The 16698-nt window shown below is 52.1% G+C and carries 13 protein-coding genes; 2 read left to right on the top strand and 11 right to left on the bottom strand.

Annotation, left to right across the window (positions count from 1 at the left end; translation table 11 throughout):
* Nucleotides 1-557: 557 nt before the first annotated feature.
* Nucleotides 558-2078, bottom strand: a complete 1521-nt coding sequence (locus FE783_RS26785; protein ID WP_138882441.1) for a malate:quinone oxidoreductase — start codon at nt 2076-2078, stop codon at nt 558-560.
* 448 nt (nt 2079-2526) lie between these two features.
* On the opposite strand from FE783_RS26785, the gene FE783_RS26780 reads away from it, so the two are divergent.
* Nucleotides 2527-3138 carry a hypothetical protein gene (locus FE783_RS26780; RefSeq protein ID WP_238403268.1) on the top strand — a complete coding sequence of 204 codons (612 nt, stop codon included), beginning with the start codon at nt 2527-2529 and terminating at the stop codon, nt 3136-3138.
* 56 nt (nt 3139-3194) lie between these two features.
* On the opposite strand, the gene FE783_RS37700 is transcribed toward FE783_RS26780, so the two are convergent.
* The 3 genes from FE783_RS37700 to FE783_RS26765 form a co-directional block, all read right to left on the bottom strand.
* Nucleotides 3195-4427, bottom strand: coding sequence for a GNAT family N-acetyltransferase (locus FE783_RS37700; protein WP_238403267.1), 1233 nt, complete (start codon nt 4425-4427; stop codon nt 3195-3197).
* A gap of 241 nt (nt 4428-4668) precedes the next feature.
* Nucleotides 4669-7125: a hypothetical protein gene (locus FE783_RS26770; RefSeq protein ID WP_138882440.1), complete on the bottom strand. Its 2457-nt coding sequence runs from the start codon at nt 7123-7125 to the stop codon at nt 4669-4671.
* A gap of 112 nt (nt 7126-7237) precedes the next feature.
* Nucleotides 7238-8359, bottom strand: coding sequence for an acyltransferase family protein (locus FE783_RS26765; protein WP_158302043.1), 1122 nt, complete (start codon nt 8357-8359; stop codon nt 7238-7240).
* 207 nt (nt 8360-8566) lie between these two features.
* Between FE783_RS26765 and FE783_RS26760 the strand changes: the two genes are divergently transcribed.
* Nucleotides 8567-9217: a response regulator transcription factor gene (locus FE783_RS26760; RefSeq protein WP_138882438.1), complete on the top strand. Its 651-nt coding sequence runs from the start codon at nt 8567-8569 to the stop codon at nt 9215-9217.
* 72 nt (nt 9218-9289) lie between these two features.
* Here FE783_RS26760 and FE783_RS26755 read toward each other — a convergent pair whose 3' ends face one another.
* The 7 genes from FE783_RS26755 to FE783_RS26725 form a co-directional block, all read right to left on the bottom strand.
* A complete protein-coding gene (locus tag FE783_RS26755; RefSeq protein ID WP_158302042.1) occupies nt 9290-11245 on the bottom strand; it encodes an ATP-binding protein in 1956 nt (651 codons plus the stop codon).
* A 131-nt stretch (nt 11246-11376) separates the two neighbouring features.
* On the bottom strand, nt 11377-12405 hold the full coding sequence (locus FE783_RS26750) for a polyamine ABC transporter substrate-binding protein (protein ID WP_238403272.1): 1029 nt from the start codon (nt 12403-12405) through the stop codon (nt 11377-11379).
* A 41-nt stretch (nt 12406-12446) separates the two neighbouring features.
* On the bottom strand, nt 12447-13250 hold the full coding sequence (locus FE783_RS26745; protein ID WP_138882435.1) for an ABC transporter permease: 804 nt from the start codon (nt 13248-13250) through the stop codon (nt 12447-12449).
* Nucleotides 13251-13252: 2 nt separating this feature from the next.
* The gene (locus FE783_RS26740) at nt 13253-14098 is read right to left on the bottom strand and encodes an ABC transporter permease (protein ID WP_138882434.1); all 846 of its coding nucleotides are present in this window, start codon (nt 14096-14098) and stop codon (nt 13253-13255) included.
* Nucleotides 14095-15105: an ABC transporter ATP-binding protein gene (locus FE783_RS26735; RefSeq protein ID WP_202916262.1), complete on the bottom strand. Its 1011-nt coding sequence runs from the start codon at nt 15103-15105 to the stop codon at nt 14095-14097. The genes FE783_RS26740 and FE783_RS26735 overlap by 4 nt, the downstream gene beginning before the upstream one ends.
* A gap of 175 nt (nt 15106-15280) precedes the next feature.
* On the bottom strand, nt 15281-15664 hold the full coding sequence (locus tag FE783_RS26730; protein WP_138882433.1) for a YkvA family protein: 384 nt from the start codon (nt 15662-15664) through the stop codon (nt 15281-15283).
* 52 nt (nt 15665-15716) lie between these two features.
* Complete coding sequence (locus FE783_RS26725) at nt 15717-16622, bottom strand: DMT family transporter (protein WP_138882432.1); 906 nt, start codon at nt 16620-16622, stop codon at nt 15717-15719.
* Between the last annotated feature and the right edge of the window lie 76 nt (nt 16623-16698).

The raw sequence follows: 16698 nt of genomic DNA, 5'->3' as shown, positions 1-16698 counted from the left end.
CCTTTTGCGTGTCCATATCCTTGAGCACAACGAGGCTGCCCTTCGTCTTCCCCGTGGCAGCCTTGTTGCGTAAGATGAAGAAACGACGGGTCAGTACAGAGTAGGAATCGGAGGACACGAGACCGCCTCTATAAATCTTGGGTCAATCCCGAAAAAATACCAGAACAGTCCGTTCCAACGTAAACCTGAAACTGCGCCATACTCTACCCGAGTCGGATAAAACCAGAAGCTTTCCCCGTTTCGTAACCACACATAAGTGTATTGATACGAGCAGTCGACGATATACGACGGATAAATCGGATAAGGCGGGATATAATCCGGCGGAGGAGGCAGAGTTTGTGCAGGCGATCCCGGCTGTGGCAAAAATGCCATATAGTTTTCCCTCCATGATAAAAAAGAATAATGAACTAATAATTATTACTTTTCAAAGTATGCATGAGCCTAGTCTATGGTTCGCTGCTTGCATGACAATTCGATCGTCTCCAATTACGCGAAGCTTGCAGTATACAAAAAAACATCGCCAGCGATGTGGCGATGTCGGATGTAACCTTCGATTGTCAGGATACGGTTTGGCGCGCGATTTGTAACGGCGGCAAGTCTTCGCTCAGACCGAGCGTCCGCGCAGTTGAAGTATGAATTTCTTGGACCAGGTCCGGGTTTTTCAACAGCGACAAGCCGTAGGAAGGAATCATTTCTATAATTTTCGGCTCCCACGCTTTCATGTGCTGCGGGAAGCATTTTTGGATTACCTCAAGCATGACGGAAACGGCAGTAGAGGCGCCCGGCGAAGCGCCGAGCAATGCTGCTATCGAACCGTCGGCTGCACTGATAACTTCCGTGCCGAATTGAAGCGTTCCTTTGCCGGCGGCGGTATCTTTGATAATTTGAACACGCTGGCCCGCTACCAGCAAATCCCAATCCTCGCTTTTGGCGTTCGGGACAAATTCCCTTAAAGCTTCCATACGCTGTTCTTTCGACAACATCACTTGCTTGATCAGGTAGGTTGTCAATGAAACGTTTTTTACGCCTGCCGCCATCATGGTTACGAGATTATGCGCTTTGACGGAAGTTAGTAAATCCATCATGGAACCGGATTTTAGAAACTTCGGCGAGAAGCCGGCAAACGGTCCGAAGAACAACGATCTTTTCTTGTCGATCACCCTTGTGTCAAGATGCGGGACAGACATTGGCGGAGCGCCGACCGAAGCTTTACCGTATACTTTTGCATAATGCTGTGCTACTATCTCCGGGTTCTGACACACCATAAATAGTCCGCTTACCGGAAATCCTCCGATTCCTTTTCCTTCGGGAATACCGGATTTTTGCAGCAAATGCAGACTTCCACCCCCGCCGCCGATAAAGACGAATTTGGCGGTATGGCGTTCGACGGTACCGGTATCGACGTTCCGGACTTTCAATTCCCAATAGCCGTCGCCGGTCCGTTTAATGTCATCGACATTATGTTTGAATTTGATATCGACGCTTTTACTCTTTAAATGAGCAAACAATATGCGCGTTAAAGCGCCAAAGTTGACATCCGTGCCGGAATCGATTCTTGTTGCCGCTATAGGTTTATTTATAGTCCGGTCTTTCATCATGAGCGGAATCCATTCCGCCAGTTTTCCCGGATCATCGGAATATTCCATCCCTTGAAACAGAGGGTTGCTGGACATGGCTTCGAACCGTTTTCTTAAAAACGTTACATCCTGTTCCCCTTGTACATAACTCATATGAGGTACCGGCGAGATAAAGTCCCTCGGGTTGCGTATCAGATTGCTGTTTACGAGATATGACCAAAACTGCTTCGACACCTGATACTCTTCATTAACTTTGATAGCTTTGCTAATATCTATGGATCCGTCAGGTTTTTCGACGGTGTAGTTGAGCTCACACAGGGAAGCATGCCCCGTTCCTGCATTATTCCATTCGTTAGAACTTTCTTCTCCGGCGCTTGCAAGCCTCTCAACCACTGTAATTTCCCAGTCCGGTACTAATTCCTTCAGCAGTGACCCTAAAGTCGCACTCATAATTCCGGCACCAATTAAGATAACGTCTGATTTTGTTTGTCTGTTGCTCATGTTAACCGTCCTTATACCCTAAGATTTGCAGACCAAATGTAGGCGCTCCTGCTTAGGCGCTACAGCAAGCCAGGGCGCGATCTAGTCTCGCAACTATGCTGAATCAATATTAACCCTATCTAGTTTATCACTATTATTTAAAGATTAATATACTTATTTCCTTATTCTATGATATTATAAGCTTTTTAATAGCTGAGATCAAAATACCGGCAAATCGGGTCCCGTATCTTCTGCCATACCGGACGACGATCTTCCGCTTAATTCGCCAATGCCAAAAAGACTGCTCCCGTTTATTACAAGCGGGAACAGTCTTTTTGGCATTGACGTTCAGCTATAGCGCACACGACACTACCGGTACTAGAAAAAATTAGTACTTTTTGGAAGTCAATATGTATTCCATAATGATGGAGGGTTGCAACCACAATAAAACATTGATTCGGAGGGCTTAATGATGAAAACTTGGAAAGGTAAATTGTTAACGTTTATGCTTGCCGCTTTTACCCTGTTTGCTGCTACTTCTTCGGTCTCTGCGCGGATGTCGGAAGATCCGATCGGAGGTTATGACGGAGGATCAGGGGGAAGCACAGGCGGGAGCTATTCATCTTCATCCTCAGTCCAGACCATTCCTTCTTTAACTGTAGAAGCTGAATGGCAAAGCTCCAATGGCGGGCGTTACATGTACACAAGGGCCACGCTTCAGCGCTCGGGAGCATTGGCCGGCCAGCTTGACGTCGTGACCCGAACGAAGAACAACGTCAAATTAACCGGATTTACCGGCGGAGTTTTCCTTTTGCTGAGATCAGCGGACGGAGCCGTCATCGGCGTAACCGATCAACAAAAATTTGGCGTAGACGGACAATGGATCGGAAGATATGATCGGACGGATTACTGGTCCTGGTCCTTCGATCCGCAAGTCGCGGCAGCTACAGCCTACATCGAAATCATTCAACAGCATTCCGCGAAATCGCTGGATGATCAGGTGGCCTACTGGCAAAGTACGGTATGCGGCAACCTGGACCGTTTAGGCTTGCCTAAACCCCCTTATGGCTGTCCCCAATAAAAACAAACGGCTTTTCCTGTTTGATAAAGTACCGGGCTTCAAGCCCGGTACTTTTTTTAACGGTACATTTGAACAAACCACATTGTAAAGCCGTGCTTCTCATAAAAACCAATTATGTTTTGCCATTGTTTAGTTGCGGAATAAACGATTGAACGAGTTATACGATTTTCTTCCGCTGTTTGAAGAAGCCGGTCCACCAGCATATGGCCAATGTTTTCATTCCGATATGCGGGATGAACGTAGACCTCATCCACTTCAAGGTAATGCTCCCCTTTTTCTATAACAGCCAATCCATTGCTTACGTGAACAGTTCCCGTTATATAACCTATAACCTGCGAGTCGGCCTCGGCCACCCAAAAGTAATCGCCGATGTATGTTCTCAGGAGTTGTTCGCTATTAGCCCCCAAACCGTAGGTGATATTTTCGGAGACCCACAATTCGGATAGCTTGGCTACCTGTACGAGGTCGGTTTCATTTGCTTTTCTCACGGTGACCATTGAGATTCGCCGCTTATCCTCTTGAATTTTGTCATCGATCAGCTGTTTCACCGAAACCCCGTTTATCGTCATCCCATCGATTTCGCAGTCTACGATGCGCAAGCCCGATAAATTACTTCCGGTGATCAAGCTGTCGTGTAAATCTACATCCTCCATATGCAACGGATCGTATGTATCAGGCTGCAGCAGCCAACTGTCTCTTAGCGTGGAGCCTATGATGCGCAGCCCCGATAGATTGCAATTCGTCAGCTCGGCATAAGCCAGGTCGCAGCGATCGATTGTACTTCCTTTGAAATCATTCTCTGCGAATCGGATCGGTATCGTATGCCCGCCGAGATCATGGATGATGGCTCCGTTCATCTGGCTGAAACCGATTGACAGCCCATCCAGATCAAGATGCCGCATCGACAAGTTGGCCATGCCGCCGTGATGAATCCGCATACCGTTCAGACGGCTGTCGAATATTTCGGCGCCGTCCATTACGACATCGCGCATGACGACGCCTCTTAAGTTGGAGTTTTCGATCTTCGTTTCTGCAAGATCCAATCTCGTCATAGTTTTGCAGTCATCTGATCCGGTGCCATCACTGCCGAAGAACAGCGAATCAATGGTACAACCGAACAGTTTCGCAACCTTGGGCAGAAGCATAATATCCGGAGTTGCGAGCCCGGTCTCCCATTTGGATACGGCTTGGCCCGTAACTCCGAGCAAATCTCCCAACTGTTGTTGGGTCATGTTCCGCTCGGATCGAAGCTCTTTTATTCGTTCCTGAAACTTGATCTCTTCCGCCACTACGATCCCACCGCTTCCGTATGTGATGAATCCATCATTGCACACAGGCCCGATATACGCAACGTAAGCAAAGTTGATCTGCATTCAACCAGCGGTTGTTATTCTTTTACCGGTCCATACATTGGAATGCAAAAAAGCCGCGATATACGCGGCGATAAATGGGACCCTATTCTTCTCATCCTACAATTCAACAACGGCTCTGGACCACCGCATCGACCGACAGGACTGGCAGTGACCAGCCCTACGAATATGCGTGCTCCATCGGATTGGGGCTATCGTCGGGCACCGCCTGCATCCGCGAAGCCAGATAGACGATCGCGGCTCCAAGCGACATGTCATACATCCGGGCAATATCGCCTGCGAGCGACTCCAATCGTTTCGCTTCCTCAAGAGCCTTTTTCTCCCGCTTCTCCCTGGCTTGGCCGGCATTGTCCTCGGCCCCTTTGCGCAGATTAAACTCCTGCCGTTCCGCTTCCAAGGCGCTCGAGTCGCTTTTCGCGTCTCGCGCACCGCTCGCTTTTATCGCTTCGTCCTCCGCCTTCCGCGCTCGCTCTTCTTTGATTGGAGCGTACACCTCGCGCCGGTCCGGCACTTTCTGCACGAGCAGCCGCAGCTTCTTTGCAATCCCGGCCAGCTCCGCGTTCAATCGCTCAGCCTCACCCGCCTCCTCGCGGGACAATTTAATCAGCTTCTTCGCCGCATTGGAGAATTGGTCGAGACATTCCTGGATTTGTCCGGCCAGAACGTCCGTATTCCCGATTCCGAGGATGCGCTGCACGCGAAGCTCCGCCAACGCCTGCTCCGCCCGTTCCGCTTCGGTTATGGTATCCATCAGCTCGGGAGGCGCGTTCTTCTTCTCGCGGATTTTGTCCGACGCTTCCTCAAGTTCCTTACGCCTCGACTCCATGGCATCCGCGTACTTGTCGCCGTCCAATTGCTTGCCGACCAACTTCCGTCTCCCGAGTGCGAGCTTGGCTTGCTCCCGGCGGACGCTTTTCTCCTTGCCTGTTAAATCTTTGAAATCGGTCGCCGCCCGGTTCGGCTCGCTCCCTCGATCCCACTCGATATGCTCCGGCTGCATCGTCTGCTGCTTGGCCAACCCCTCGATCGCCTTCTTGTATGCATCGGCTGCGCCGCGCAGCTCCGCCGTCTCCGAGCCGGTATCTTCCGAGTCGTCCTTGCCGACTCCGGGCCCGAACGTGTTCACAAAGGTGTCCCGCTTGCCTCCGTTCGCCAAATCCTCGATCAGCTGCTCGGCCGTTTCCAGCAAGCCGTACCGTCCGGACGCCTTCTCGAGCTTCTCGATCGTTTCCTTGTTCAATACGTTGCGTCTCCGATCGACGATCCGCTTCAGCGTCTCGCGCAGCTGGAACTGGCAAGTCAGGCACGAGACGACGTCTTGGCTGCCGCTGTACGACTGGGGAGCGTCGTTTGCATCGAGTACTTGAACCGGGTTTACGTTGCCCCAATATTTTTTGTCCGGTCCTTTTGTCATCCTGACATTGATTTTCGTCTCGTAACGTACTAACACCTCGGTCATGCCCATAACCGAATTCCCGGTCAGCTCGGCCGGAAAATCGGACAAGTTCGGATCGTTAAAGTCGTGAAGGGCTTGAGGAGCAGCGCATGTACCGACTGGATTGCCCGATTCCAGCTTTGCCCGGGAGGTCGGATGATCGTGCTGCACCTTGTCCCGGCCTTTGTCCTTTACGGTTTTGTGGTGGGCGTGCTTAGGTATTTCGCGCTGTAGAATGGCAGTAAACGTCCGGGTCAAATCGTCGTGATCCGTCGACGTATCGTGCGTCACCGGAGTACCGTGGTTCGTTTGGACGATTTGCACGAACGCCTGATTTTGTGTCGGACCCATGAAACCGCTGTGGCTTACATGGATATCTCCATTCGGCAAGACGAGAACGCCTAACATGAACGACTCGCTCCATTTGCCGACGATCGGGGCGCCGCCGTATCGATCGGGCACCACTTTGGCAGGACCGGACTTAGGCCGGATGATTTTATACTGCACATTGGCTGTAAAATCGTTCAGCAGCGCCTGGCGGATTGTCGCCGCAACCGTCTTGCTGTTCTCGCTCTGCGGAATCGTCTCGTACAATTCCTGGGACGCGTCGATGCCGCGTTTGTTCGGGTGGTCCGGCACCAACGACTTGACGTCGTTTATGCGCGTCCGGATATCCGTCAGCTTGGAGGCCACCTCCCCGATATCAGTCTTGCTCTTCAAGCCCGTCTTGACCTGCTCCCACGCCGATGATATTTCGGCGTATCCGGCTGCTCTCGTCTCGATATGTTCGACGACCGACTGTTCGAACGTTTGCTTGCGCGGGTTGATCAGCGTCCGGAACACGTACTTCTCCAACGCTCCCCAATCCGTCGTAGCCGGGACGTCCGAGTCGATCATTCGCTGGATGAATGATCGATTCCCGCGCGGCGCCGGTTTCTCCGGTCTCGCGCTCCGTCCACGCTGCAGCATCATGCCGACAGCGCGGTTTCCGACCGTTCGCTGCAACTGCAGGATGCCGAGGCCGGATAAATGCGGATAGGCTCCCGTCCCGTACGCGTAAGCGGAAGGGTACTTCAGATGATTTCCCTTCTGCCCGCCGTTCCGTTCCGGAGAACGCGACTGTCGCTCATGTTCGCCTATCCCGGTAGCTGCGACTCTTTCGACAGCTTTTTCCTTACCCATCGCTCGCCCCCTCCCTATTCCTTGAATGGACCTGCCATTATCCTTAAATTACCATATCACACAAGTGATCGGCATGAGCCGCGAGAACGAGAATCCGTCGGTTCTTCTCGATTCATACCACCTTCTTGACGCCGGGGATGCGGCGAATGAAAGCTGCTGCCGTGTAGCAAAGAAGGACGGCGGCACAACCGACCAATACGAATTTCAACATCGGGTTCCAGTCCAGCCCACGCAGCGCAAAAGCCACGTAGGTAACGAACAACGCATGAAGGATATATACAAGGAAGGCGTTGGCGGACAGCCATTCGGTAGACTTGGTAGCCGAGCCGTTCCAGCGATCGCGAAACCATACCAACAGCACATAGGAAATCCCCAGACCCAATAGCGGATCAATGATGGAATAGAAAGCCGATTGCCAGCTCATGCCTCCCATAAACGCGGAGATATCTCCATCCATCGCTCCTCCGAGCGCCATTCCCGCAGCCATCATGAGAATCAGCACGAAGACCGCCCGCTTCCATTTCCGCGCCGACTGTTTGGAGAGTAGGTGCAGCCATTGCCCGCGATAAGCCGCAACACCGGCCATGAACAAGCCGATATAAGCCGGGAAGTAGGCCAACTGCAAATTCAATACATCTTCTCCTACGGGGAAAGCCAAACGTACCGCAAAATTCGCTGCCGCTACGGATCCGACATAGCCGGCTATCAATCGCGGTGACAGGGCGAGACGTTTGCGGAACTTACCTGCGGCCAGCCGACGAAATCCGGCATACCCGGCAAAAAACAGCAGCAGCGCCTCTAAATACCACAACGGCCCCACTGAAAAGGTAAGGATACCTTGAAGCGGATTGGCGAATATCTCTTCTTGTAGGTAGGCGCCCAGAGAACCGTTATATCCGGAGGCAACATACTGCAGAAGCGGAGCGATCGCCAGCATGTAGAACAACAGCGGAATGCCGAACCGGGTCAGGCGTATCTTCAGGAAGCTGCCTCCCCCATGACGATCATAGGAAGCAGGCGTAACATAACCGGAAATGAAAAAAAACAACCCCATAAAAAAAGACTGATTGACGGCCGTAAACATCGTAAGCAGTGTGGTAACGACAACATTGTTCGGATGCTCGTAATAAAACCAGCTCCCCGCTCCACCGTAAGTGATCGCCGTGTGGTGAAGCACCACCAGCACCGTCATGAATATTTTCAACCGATCCAGATAAACCAACCGCTTTTCCATTTTGCATCCCCTTCCGGAATTCATACTTCAACGGTAACACGGCATTCATAGGAAGCTCACCGAAAGAATGAGGCAAGCGAGCGCAAATCGAATTTCGGAACCGAAGGGTGTTTGTTTCGGTCTTGCTCGCTGCAGTTGCGGTGTATCCATTCGTCCGTCATGGTATACTGAAATCATTCTCAAGGAGCTTTATGGGAGGAATCCGTTGTGAAACGCATTTTATTGGTAGACGATCACCGGACATTTTTGGCCGGAACCGCCATCATATTGGAAAAACACGGCTTCCATGTGACAACCGCGCCAAGCGGAGCGGAAGCGTTGAACGAGATGGATCGGGCCTCGTTCGATCTGTTCGTGTTCGACCTGAAGCTGCCGGGGATGAACGGCTTCGAATTGACGGAAGCGACCCTGCAGCGTCATCCGGCTGCGACCATCGTCATTTTGACCGGCGAAGACATCTCGGAGCATTACGACAGACTGATCGAGATCGGCGTAACCGGCATTATCGAGAAATCGCTGGGCGAACCGGAATTTATCGGCAGTCTGCAGCTGGCCATGCAGCAATTAACGGTTCTTCCCCTTCATCTAGCCAAGCAGCTTAGAACCAAAGATAGCCGCTCACTCAGCCCGGGATCGAAGGCCGACACAGCGAACCGGACGTTGACGGATAAAGAAGTATCCGTCTTGAAGCTGATCGCGCAAGGGCATAAAAATAAAGACATTGCGGACCGGCTTTTCATGAGCCAGCGCAATGTCGAGTATGTGATCTCCCATTTGTTCGAGAAATTGAGTGTGTCCTCCCGCCAGGAGGCGGTTATGAAGGGGATTGAGTTGAAGTGGCTGAACGTGGACTTGTAACGGTTCTCTTCGGCTGTGATGCGACAGGACCGGCGGGAACTAGATGGCAACACCGGCAAGGCAAGGCACGCCCTAAATCGGCATCTTACACCGGATCGCAACCCCTTGGCCGGGCCCGGACTTCACCGCCACTTCCCCTCCTACCATACGAATCCGCTCTGCAATCCCTCTTAATCCGAAGCGGTTCGTGGAAGAGAAATCGATTCCGGTCTCCATCCCTTTCCCGTCATCCGTATAACGGATATGCAGTTCTCCTCCCCGCTCTCCGACCTCCAATGCGACCCGGCTTGCTTCCGAATGCTTCATCGCATTATTGATCAGCTCCTGTACGACTCTATAGATCGTTGTCGTTTGCTCGTCGCCGAGAGGAGCGGTTAGCGGCAAAGGAGTAAATTCCAGCTGGAAGTCGGCCCGCAGCCGGGCTTTCTCCACCAGTCTGGAAATCGCATACAGCACGCCTTGATCGGTCAAAAAAGACGGCATCAGCTCTCTGCTCGTTTCCCGGATCATGAACTCGGCGTTATCCAACCCGAGCCGTACATGCTCTTGGTCTTCGGGCGACCATTGACCGGTCGGCGCCCGGTCCAATAAGCGGCGAATATGGAGCAATTCCTGCAGCACCTCGTCATGAAGATCGGAGGCCAGCCGCTTCCGTTCCTTTTCCGCCATCTGCATGAACAGCTTGGACAGCCAAGGCGACTCGCCGGCATGCCGCTGCTCCATTTCCTGTAACCGGCCCTCCAGCAATTGAAAGTATTCATAAAAGATCGATACATATTTCGACATGAGCAGCAAGGCGAACTTGGCACGTTCTTCGACGAAGATCGGCCCGGCATCCGCGGAATACACCGCCAAAAAAAGCTTCGTTTTATCCGTTCCCCCCGCCGATCCTAATACCAGCGAAGGTGTAGAAATCGCTTCTCCGGGGGTCATCCGATTTCGCTTCGACCGCAGCGACTCGCCGACCTCCTCTTCGAGAGCAGAAGCATTGTCCGCCCCTTCAAAACGGATGGACCCATCCGCTTCATCGTACTTCACCAATACAAACACATGCGGCTGGAAAAATCGTTGTCCTTCACGGATGACGCATTTCTCCCAATCGGCGACCCGGTAAGTCCGCAGCATCTCGGACAACAATTGATCCAACCGCTGCCGGGTATCCATTTCCTGCTGCAGGGCTTCGTTTTTCGACCGAATCTCTTCCGTAACGGCTCTATTGTCATTCAGCGTCTGGATGAACCGTCGGAAGAACACAACGCCGAATACCGTCAACAGGGAGAGCAAGGCCCAAGGGAACGTATCCTCCAGACATTGCTGCCAGAACACATGGCGATATCCGAGAAGGTGTCCCTCGATTTGTTCCATCGAATCTTTCACCGGATCCGGCAGCAGAACGAGCCCGAATAAGACGAATCCGCTTGCTATCCAGCGAAGCTCCGCTTTATGTTCCTTGCGGCGCAATAACGCCAGAAATTGCGAGATGCATAGCGCCATGTTTAAGAAGACGAGAACCAGAAACAGCCGGTTAAGGACAATGAACAAAAAATCCGCAGCCGAGAGCAGTGTCGCCGTCAAAATCATCGCCCAAAGCACGCCTACCGCCCATAGCAATCCGCGGGTGATCGGTCTTTTTGCGGTTCCGAGCAAGTAAGCGATAAAGGAGAACAGCAGGAACACAATGCCGCATTTGAAAACCAACGACCCATATGGAGCTTTCTCGATAGGTCCGAACAACAAGGCTTTGTCGTCCCAGTCCCAATACAGCTGCAGCGATGTCAATAACGAGATTACGCCAAGATAAAGATATCCGCGCTCCCGGGGAAGAACGGCAAACATCGCCCAGAAGACGATCGCAATGAAAACAAAAAGCATGATAAATACGGCATCGTCCAAATGGTAGCGGAACCGGTTGACCGCGTCCGACGCGCCGTCCAGAGGCTTCATCAGCGAATAGTTGATCCAACCGTTCATCACGAACAGGATGAACGCCGCACCGGCAACCTTCACCAACGATCTCGACATGGTCATGAACTTGCTCATCCTTCGTAGTTGTTATTTGGAGTAGATTCCTTCCTATCATACCATGTTATCGGACACGAAAAAGCCCGGAGCGCCATAATAAATAATCGCTCCGGGCATATAAGGGTTATTCGCCCGACTTACTTTTTCCCCGCCTTAAGCTCGGTCCAGAACTTGTCGTAGCTTTTCAGCGTATCGCCGACATCGACCAGCCATTCCGTCCGCTTTAGCTCCTGCTCCGTCAGATTGATCATCGGGTTGGCCAAGTACTCCTTGCTGTGCAGCGCTTTCGCCTTTGCGTTCGGGTTGCTGTAGCCGATCGATTCATAATTTTTGACGCTGACATCCGGGTCCAGCATGTAGTTAATAAATTTCTCCGCTAGCTCTTTATGCTTCGCGCCTTTAGGAATGGCGTAGTTGTCTGCCCAAATCGTGCTGCCTTCCTTCGGAATGACGAACGCAACGTCTTTGTTCTCGGCTTGGATGATCGAAGCATCTCCGGACCAGACCGTTCCGATCCATGCTTCCTCGGCGATCATTTTCTGCTTGATGTTGTCGGTATCGAACGCGAGCAGGCTCGGCAGCAGCCCCTTCAGCTCCGTAACCGCTTGCTGGAGCTGCTTCTCGTCCTTGGAGCTGTTGGAGAAATTCAGCTTTTTGAGACCCATGCCGATCACTTCCCGGGAGTCGTCCAACAGCACGACTTTGCCTTTATATTTCGGATTCCATAGGTCGCTCCAGCTCTGGATGTTTTCTTTGACATATTTCTTGTTGTAGGCAATCCCCGTAACGCCCAAGGTGTACATGATGGAATACTTATTTCCCGGGTCAAACACCGGATTGCGGAAATTGTCGGCGATATTCGCTTCGTTCGGAATATTCGCCTTGTTCAGCTCTTCCAGCAGACCGAGCTTCGCCATAGTCGCCACCATATAATCGGACGGCTGGATCACATCGTACTTGGCTCCGCCTGCCTGTATTTTCGCGAGCAGCTCCTCGTTGTTGGAGAAGACGTCATAGTTGACCTTCACGTTAAACTTCTTCTCAAAATCTTCGATGACCTCCTCATCGAAGTTGTCCGCCCAGCTGTACAAATTCAGTCTGTCTTTGAACATCCCGCAGCCCGACAACACGACCATCATACCCAGCAGCGCCACAACCGACAACATTTTGATCCCTTTTCCCGCTTTCATTCGTTCCCCTCCCACTCTTAAGAATTGGATTTTCTTCTGAACCGCTCGGCGGCAAGGACAAGCAGCACGGTAGCCGCAATCATCAGCGTCGAAAGCGCATTGACCTCCGGCGAGATGCCCCGTTTGACCAGACCATATATATAGAGAGGCAGCGTGGTGGATTCGGGTCCCGACACGAAAAAGCTGACCAGCACGTCATCGAGCGATAACGTAAAGGAAATGAGCGCTCCCGAGACGATGCCGGGCATCATCAGCGGCAGCGTCACCCAGCGAAATGTTTTCCACGGGCTGGCCCCCAAATCCTGTGCCGCTTCCTCCAACTGCCGAGCGATCCCTTCCAACCGTGCCGATACAAGAATAAATACGTAAGATAGGCTGAAGGTAACGTGCGCCGTAATAACCGTGAGCTTCCCGAGCTCCCAATGAAGCTGGCTGAACAGTACAAGCAAGGAAAGACCCATCACGATATCCGGTATGAGAATAGGCACATACATAAAGCTGTGCACGATGCCGCCCGACCTGCCGCGGCTGCGGTACACGGCAAGAGCGGCCGCCGTTCCGAGAACCGTGGCGAGCGTGGTGGAAACAAACGCCACGACCAAACTGTTCGCAAGGGCTTCAAGCATGCGGTCGTTCGAGAGCAGCGAGACATACCATTTTAAGGTTGCCCCTTCCCAGACGGCATTGATTTTGGACTCGTTAAACGAATATACGGCTACTACCGCGAGCGGAACATATAGGAAGGCGAGCACTGCCATCGTATGATAGGCCAGCAAATTGCGGCCACGACGAATCGATCCGGAAACGGAATTCCGTTTCATTCCTACATCAGCCCTCCGCCTTTCGATTGGCCTCCGGTCAATCGGTAGTATAAAGAAATGAGCACCATGCAAAAGGCGATAAGCAGCACCGAGAGCGCAGCTCCGAAAGGCCAATTTCTTGCCGACAAAAATTGGTTCTGGATAATATTGCTGAACATGGCCGTCTTCGATCCGCCGAGAATATCCGGCACGATGAACAAGCCCATTGAAAACACAAACACCAAAATGCAGCCGGCCGCTACCCCCGCTTTAGTTAAAGGCAGCGTTACATGCCGGAATGTGCGCATCGGGGACGCTCCAAGATCGGCTGCAGCCTCCAGCAGTCTCCGGTCAACCTGCTCGAGCGAAACATAGATCGGCAGCACCATAAACGGCAGCTGCGTATACACCATCCCGAGCAGCACCGTACCGGGCGTATACAGCATGTTCAGCGGCTGATCGATAAGATCGAGCGCCTGCAGCACCGTATTCACGATTCCTTGCGCCCGCAGCAGCAATATCCACGCATAAGCCCGTATCATGAAGTTGATCCAAAGCGGTATCATCATCAGCAGCAAATACAGCTTTTGCCGCGATGGCGGGGCTTGGGCGATGAAGTAAGCGACAGGATAGCCAAGGAGCAGGCAAAGCACGGTCGTCAACAGGGATAAGCCGATCGATTCGGCGAAAATCCGCAAATAAAGCGGCTCAAAAAACCGGATATAATTGCTTGCGCTAAATTCCGGCACAATACTTCCGAGCGAATCACGCTGCATGACGGAAACTATCGCGACAAGCAGCAGCGGAATGATGAGAAACGCCCCAAGCCAAAGCAAAGCCGGAGCGAGAAGCAGCCTGCCGTTCTTCATGGACGCAGCACCACCTCGTCCTCCTCGTTCCAAGAAACGGCGATTCGTTCCCCTTTTACCCAGCCTTGCTTTTGCGGACCATACTGCACAGCCGTGACCGACTTGTCGGAATACGAGCTGAGCTTGGCGACGATTTTGACGGCGTTGCCCATAAAAATAAGCTCTTCCACCGTGGCTTCCGCCCAGCCCCGCGAGGCGGAAGCATTGCCTGCGGCCGCTTCATCGCTTCGTTTCAGTCTGATATTCTCCGGCCGAACGGCGAAAGAGCGCCGCTCCAGCTCGAATATATTGTTGTCCCCGATAAAACCGGCGACAAATCTCGTTTGCGGCCGATAGTAAATATCCTCCGGATTGCCGATCTGCTCGATCCGCCCTTCGTTCATCACCACGATCCGGTCGGACATTGCAAGCGCTTCCTCTTGATCGTGCGTAACGTAAACGAACGTCATCCCTAGTCGGCTTTGCAGCTGCTTCAGCTCCAGCTGCAGGCTTTTGCGCAGCTGCAAATCCAATGCTGCGAGCGGCTCGTCAAGCAGCAGCACCTTCGGCTTGCCCACAATGGCTCTTGCTATCGCCACCCGCTGCTGCTGCCCTCCGGAAAGCTGCTGCGGTAATCGATTGCGCAGCTCGCCGAGCTGTGTCAGCTCTAACGCCTCGTCGAGCCGTTTTTTTTGCTCCCGCTCCGAGACCTTTTTCATCTTTAGGCCGAAGACGATGTTTTGCTCTACCGTCATATGAGGAAACAAGGCATAGTTTTGAAAAACAAGGTTTACGTCGCGGCGGTACGGCGGAAGCTCCGTCATATTGACGCCGTCCAAATAAATACTGCCTGCGGATGGTTGTTCAAGTCCCGCTATCATGCGCAGCAGAGTCGTTTTGCCGCAGCCGCTTGGACCTAGGAGAGTCATAAACTCGCCGGGTACGATTTGCAAGGAAAGTTCCGGGTAAATGACCGTTTGCCCCGCGAACTGTTTTTCCACGGCGTCTATCCATAGCAGAGGCTTCAATCCCCATCCCTCCTGATGAATTCGTTTCCAACTATTCCATTCAAACAATGAACATTGTACGCCTTTTTTTGACAGTTGACTAGAATATTTTCCGGTAGAGCACAAATAAACACGGCAGTCGTTGGACGAGAAAACAATCCAATTGTGCCGTGTTGAATCGAGCATTAGTTTCCCGTTAAACAAAATACCGATAGGCCGCTAAAGAAATCCATAGGAACACCGCGACCCACACCAAAATAATGAGGCTTCCGACCAGCCAGTTTTTCGGCTTTCCATTCTTCTGCCGTTCCTCCGCTTGCACCGTACACTGCCGAATCACGGATTCGGGTATCATTTTCAACGCAAGCGCGACGCCTAGAGGAATTAGGATGACATCATCCAAATAACCGAGCACGGGAATAAAATCCGGAATCAAGTCGATCGGGCTGAACGCATAGGCGACGACACATAATGCAAAAATCTTTGCATACCAAGGAGTACGAGTGTCCTTATACGCAAAATAAAGCACAAATACTTTTCTTTTAAGTTGTTTAGCCCACTTCTTTATTTTCTCGAACATAGAGAGCCGCTTCTCCCATTCATCCACACAAGTTTACTTTATAATACCACGTTTACGTGCCGGTCGGCGCTACTCCTTTGGCGGAGCTTCGGACCGCCGGCTGCCTTGCGGGCCAGTTCAAGATCACCATGCCAATAGCGAATACGAGCGCTCCCGCGATCAAATATACGGTAATCGGATCGTGCCGGATAACCCACGACCATAGTATTCCGAATAGTACGGACGTGTTGCTTACGATAATGGCGATCGGGAACGAAACGAGGCGTAAAGCTTGCGAGAACCAATAGAAGCTGAGCCCGGTGATGAGACCTAGCGCAAGCAAAGCGGCTATCGGACCGATTGCCGGCTCCCCCGTCATTTCGAATTGAAAAGGCAACGGTGCTGCCATGAACACGGAGCTAAGCACGAACATCGATAAATTCATCTCGCCGGAATCCATACGCGAGGTGAGCATTTTTTGTCCCAATACGTGAAAAGCCGAGCCTACGGCCGAGATGATAAACAGCAGAGTAATGAACGATGCGCTGTCGCCAAACAGCCCGGAAAGCGGCCTGCCGTTCCAACTGATGCACAAAACCCCGGCGATACACAAAGCGGCGGCCGTCCAACCGCGCGGAGTCAGTCTTTCCTTAAACCAGAGTATGGAGATGAGCAGCAGCACGATCGTCTGAATCGGAACGACCAGAATATTGCCGTAAGAATAACCGATCGAGAGCCCCAGGTTCTCAAAAAAATAGTTGCAGCCTTTGCCGGCCGCCCCGATCCATATCCATTTCAAGTCGAATCGTACCGGCAGCTTCCCGCTCCGAATGAGCAGAAATATACCCAGAAATACGACTCCTAGAGCAAACCGCAAAAAGGTAATGGTGGAGCTGTCCACCATCGACGAAGCGATTTTGACCAGTACGCCGACAAAGCTCCATGACAGCGTAGCCAGCAGCAAAAACACGTACCCCATTCTCGCACCCCGATTTTGTATCCGTTCTTTTCTACTTTGCCATTATAACAGAGGGGAGACGAGTTAGCGCGATTTT

It is taken from the genome of Paenibacillus mesophilus, from assembly GCF_005938385.1.
In the GTDB taxonomy this organism is placed as follows: Bacteria; Bacillota; Bacilli; order Paenibacillales; family NBRC-103111; genus Paenibacillus_AB; species Paenibacillus_AB mesophilus.
Note: the sequence above shows the minus strand (reverse complement) of the source record. Positions and strands in the feature narration are given on the sequence as shown.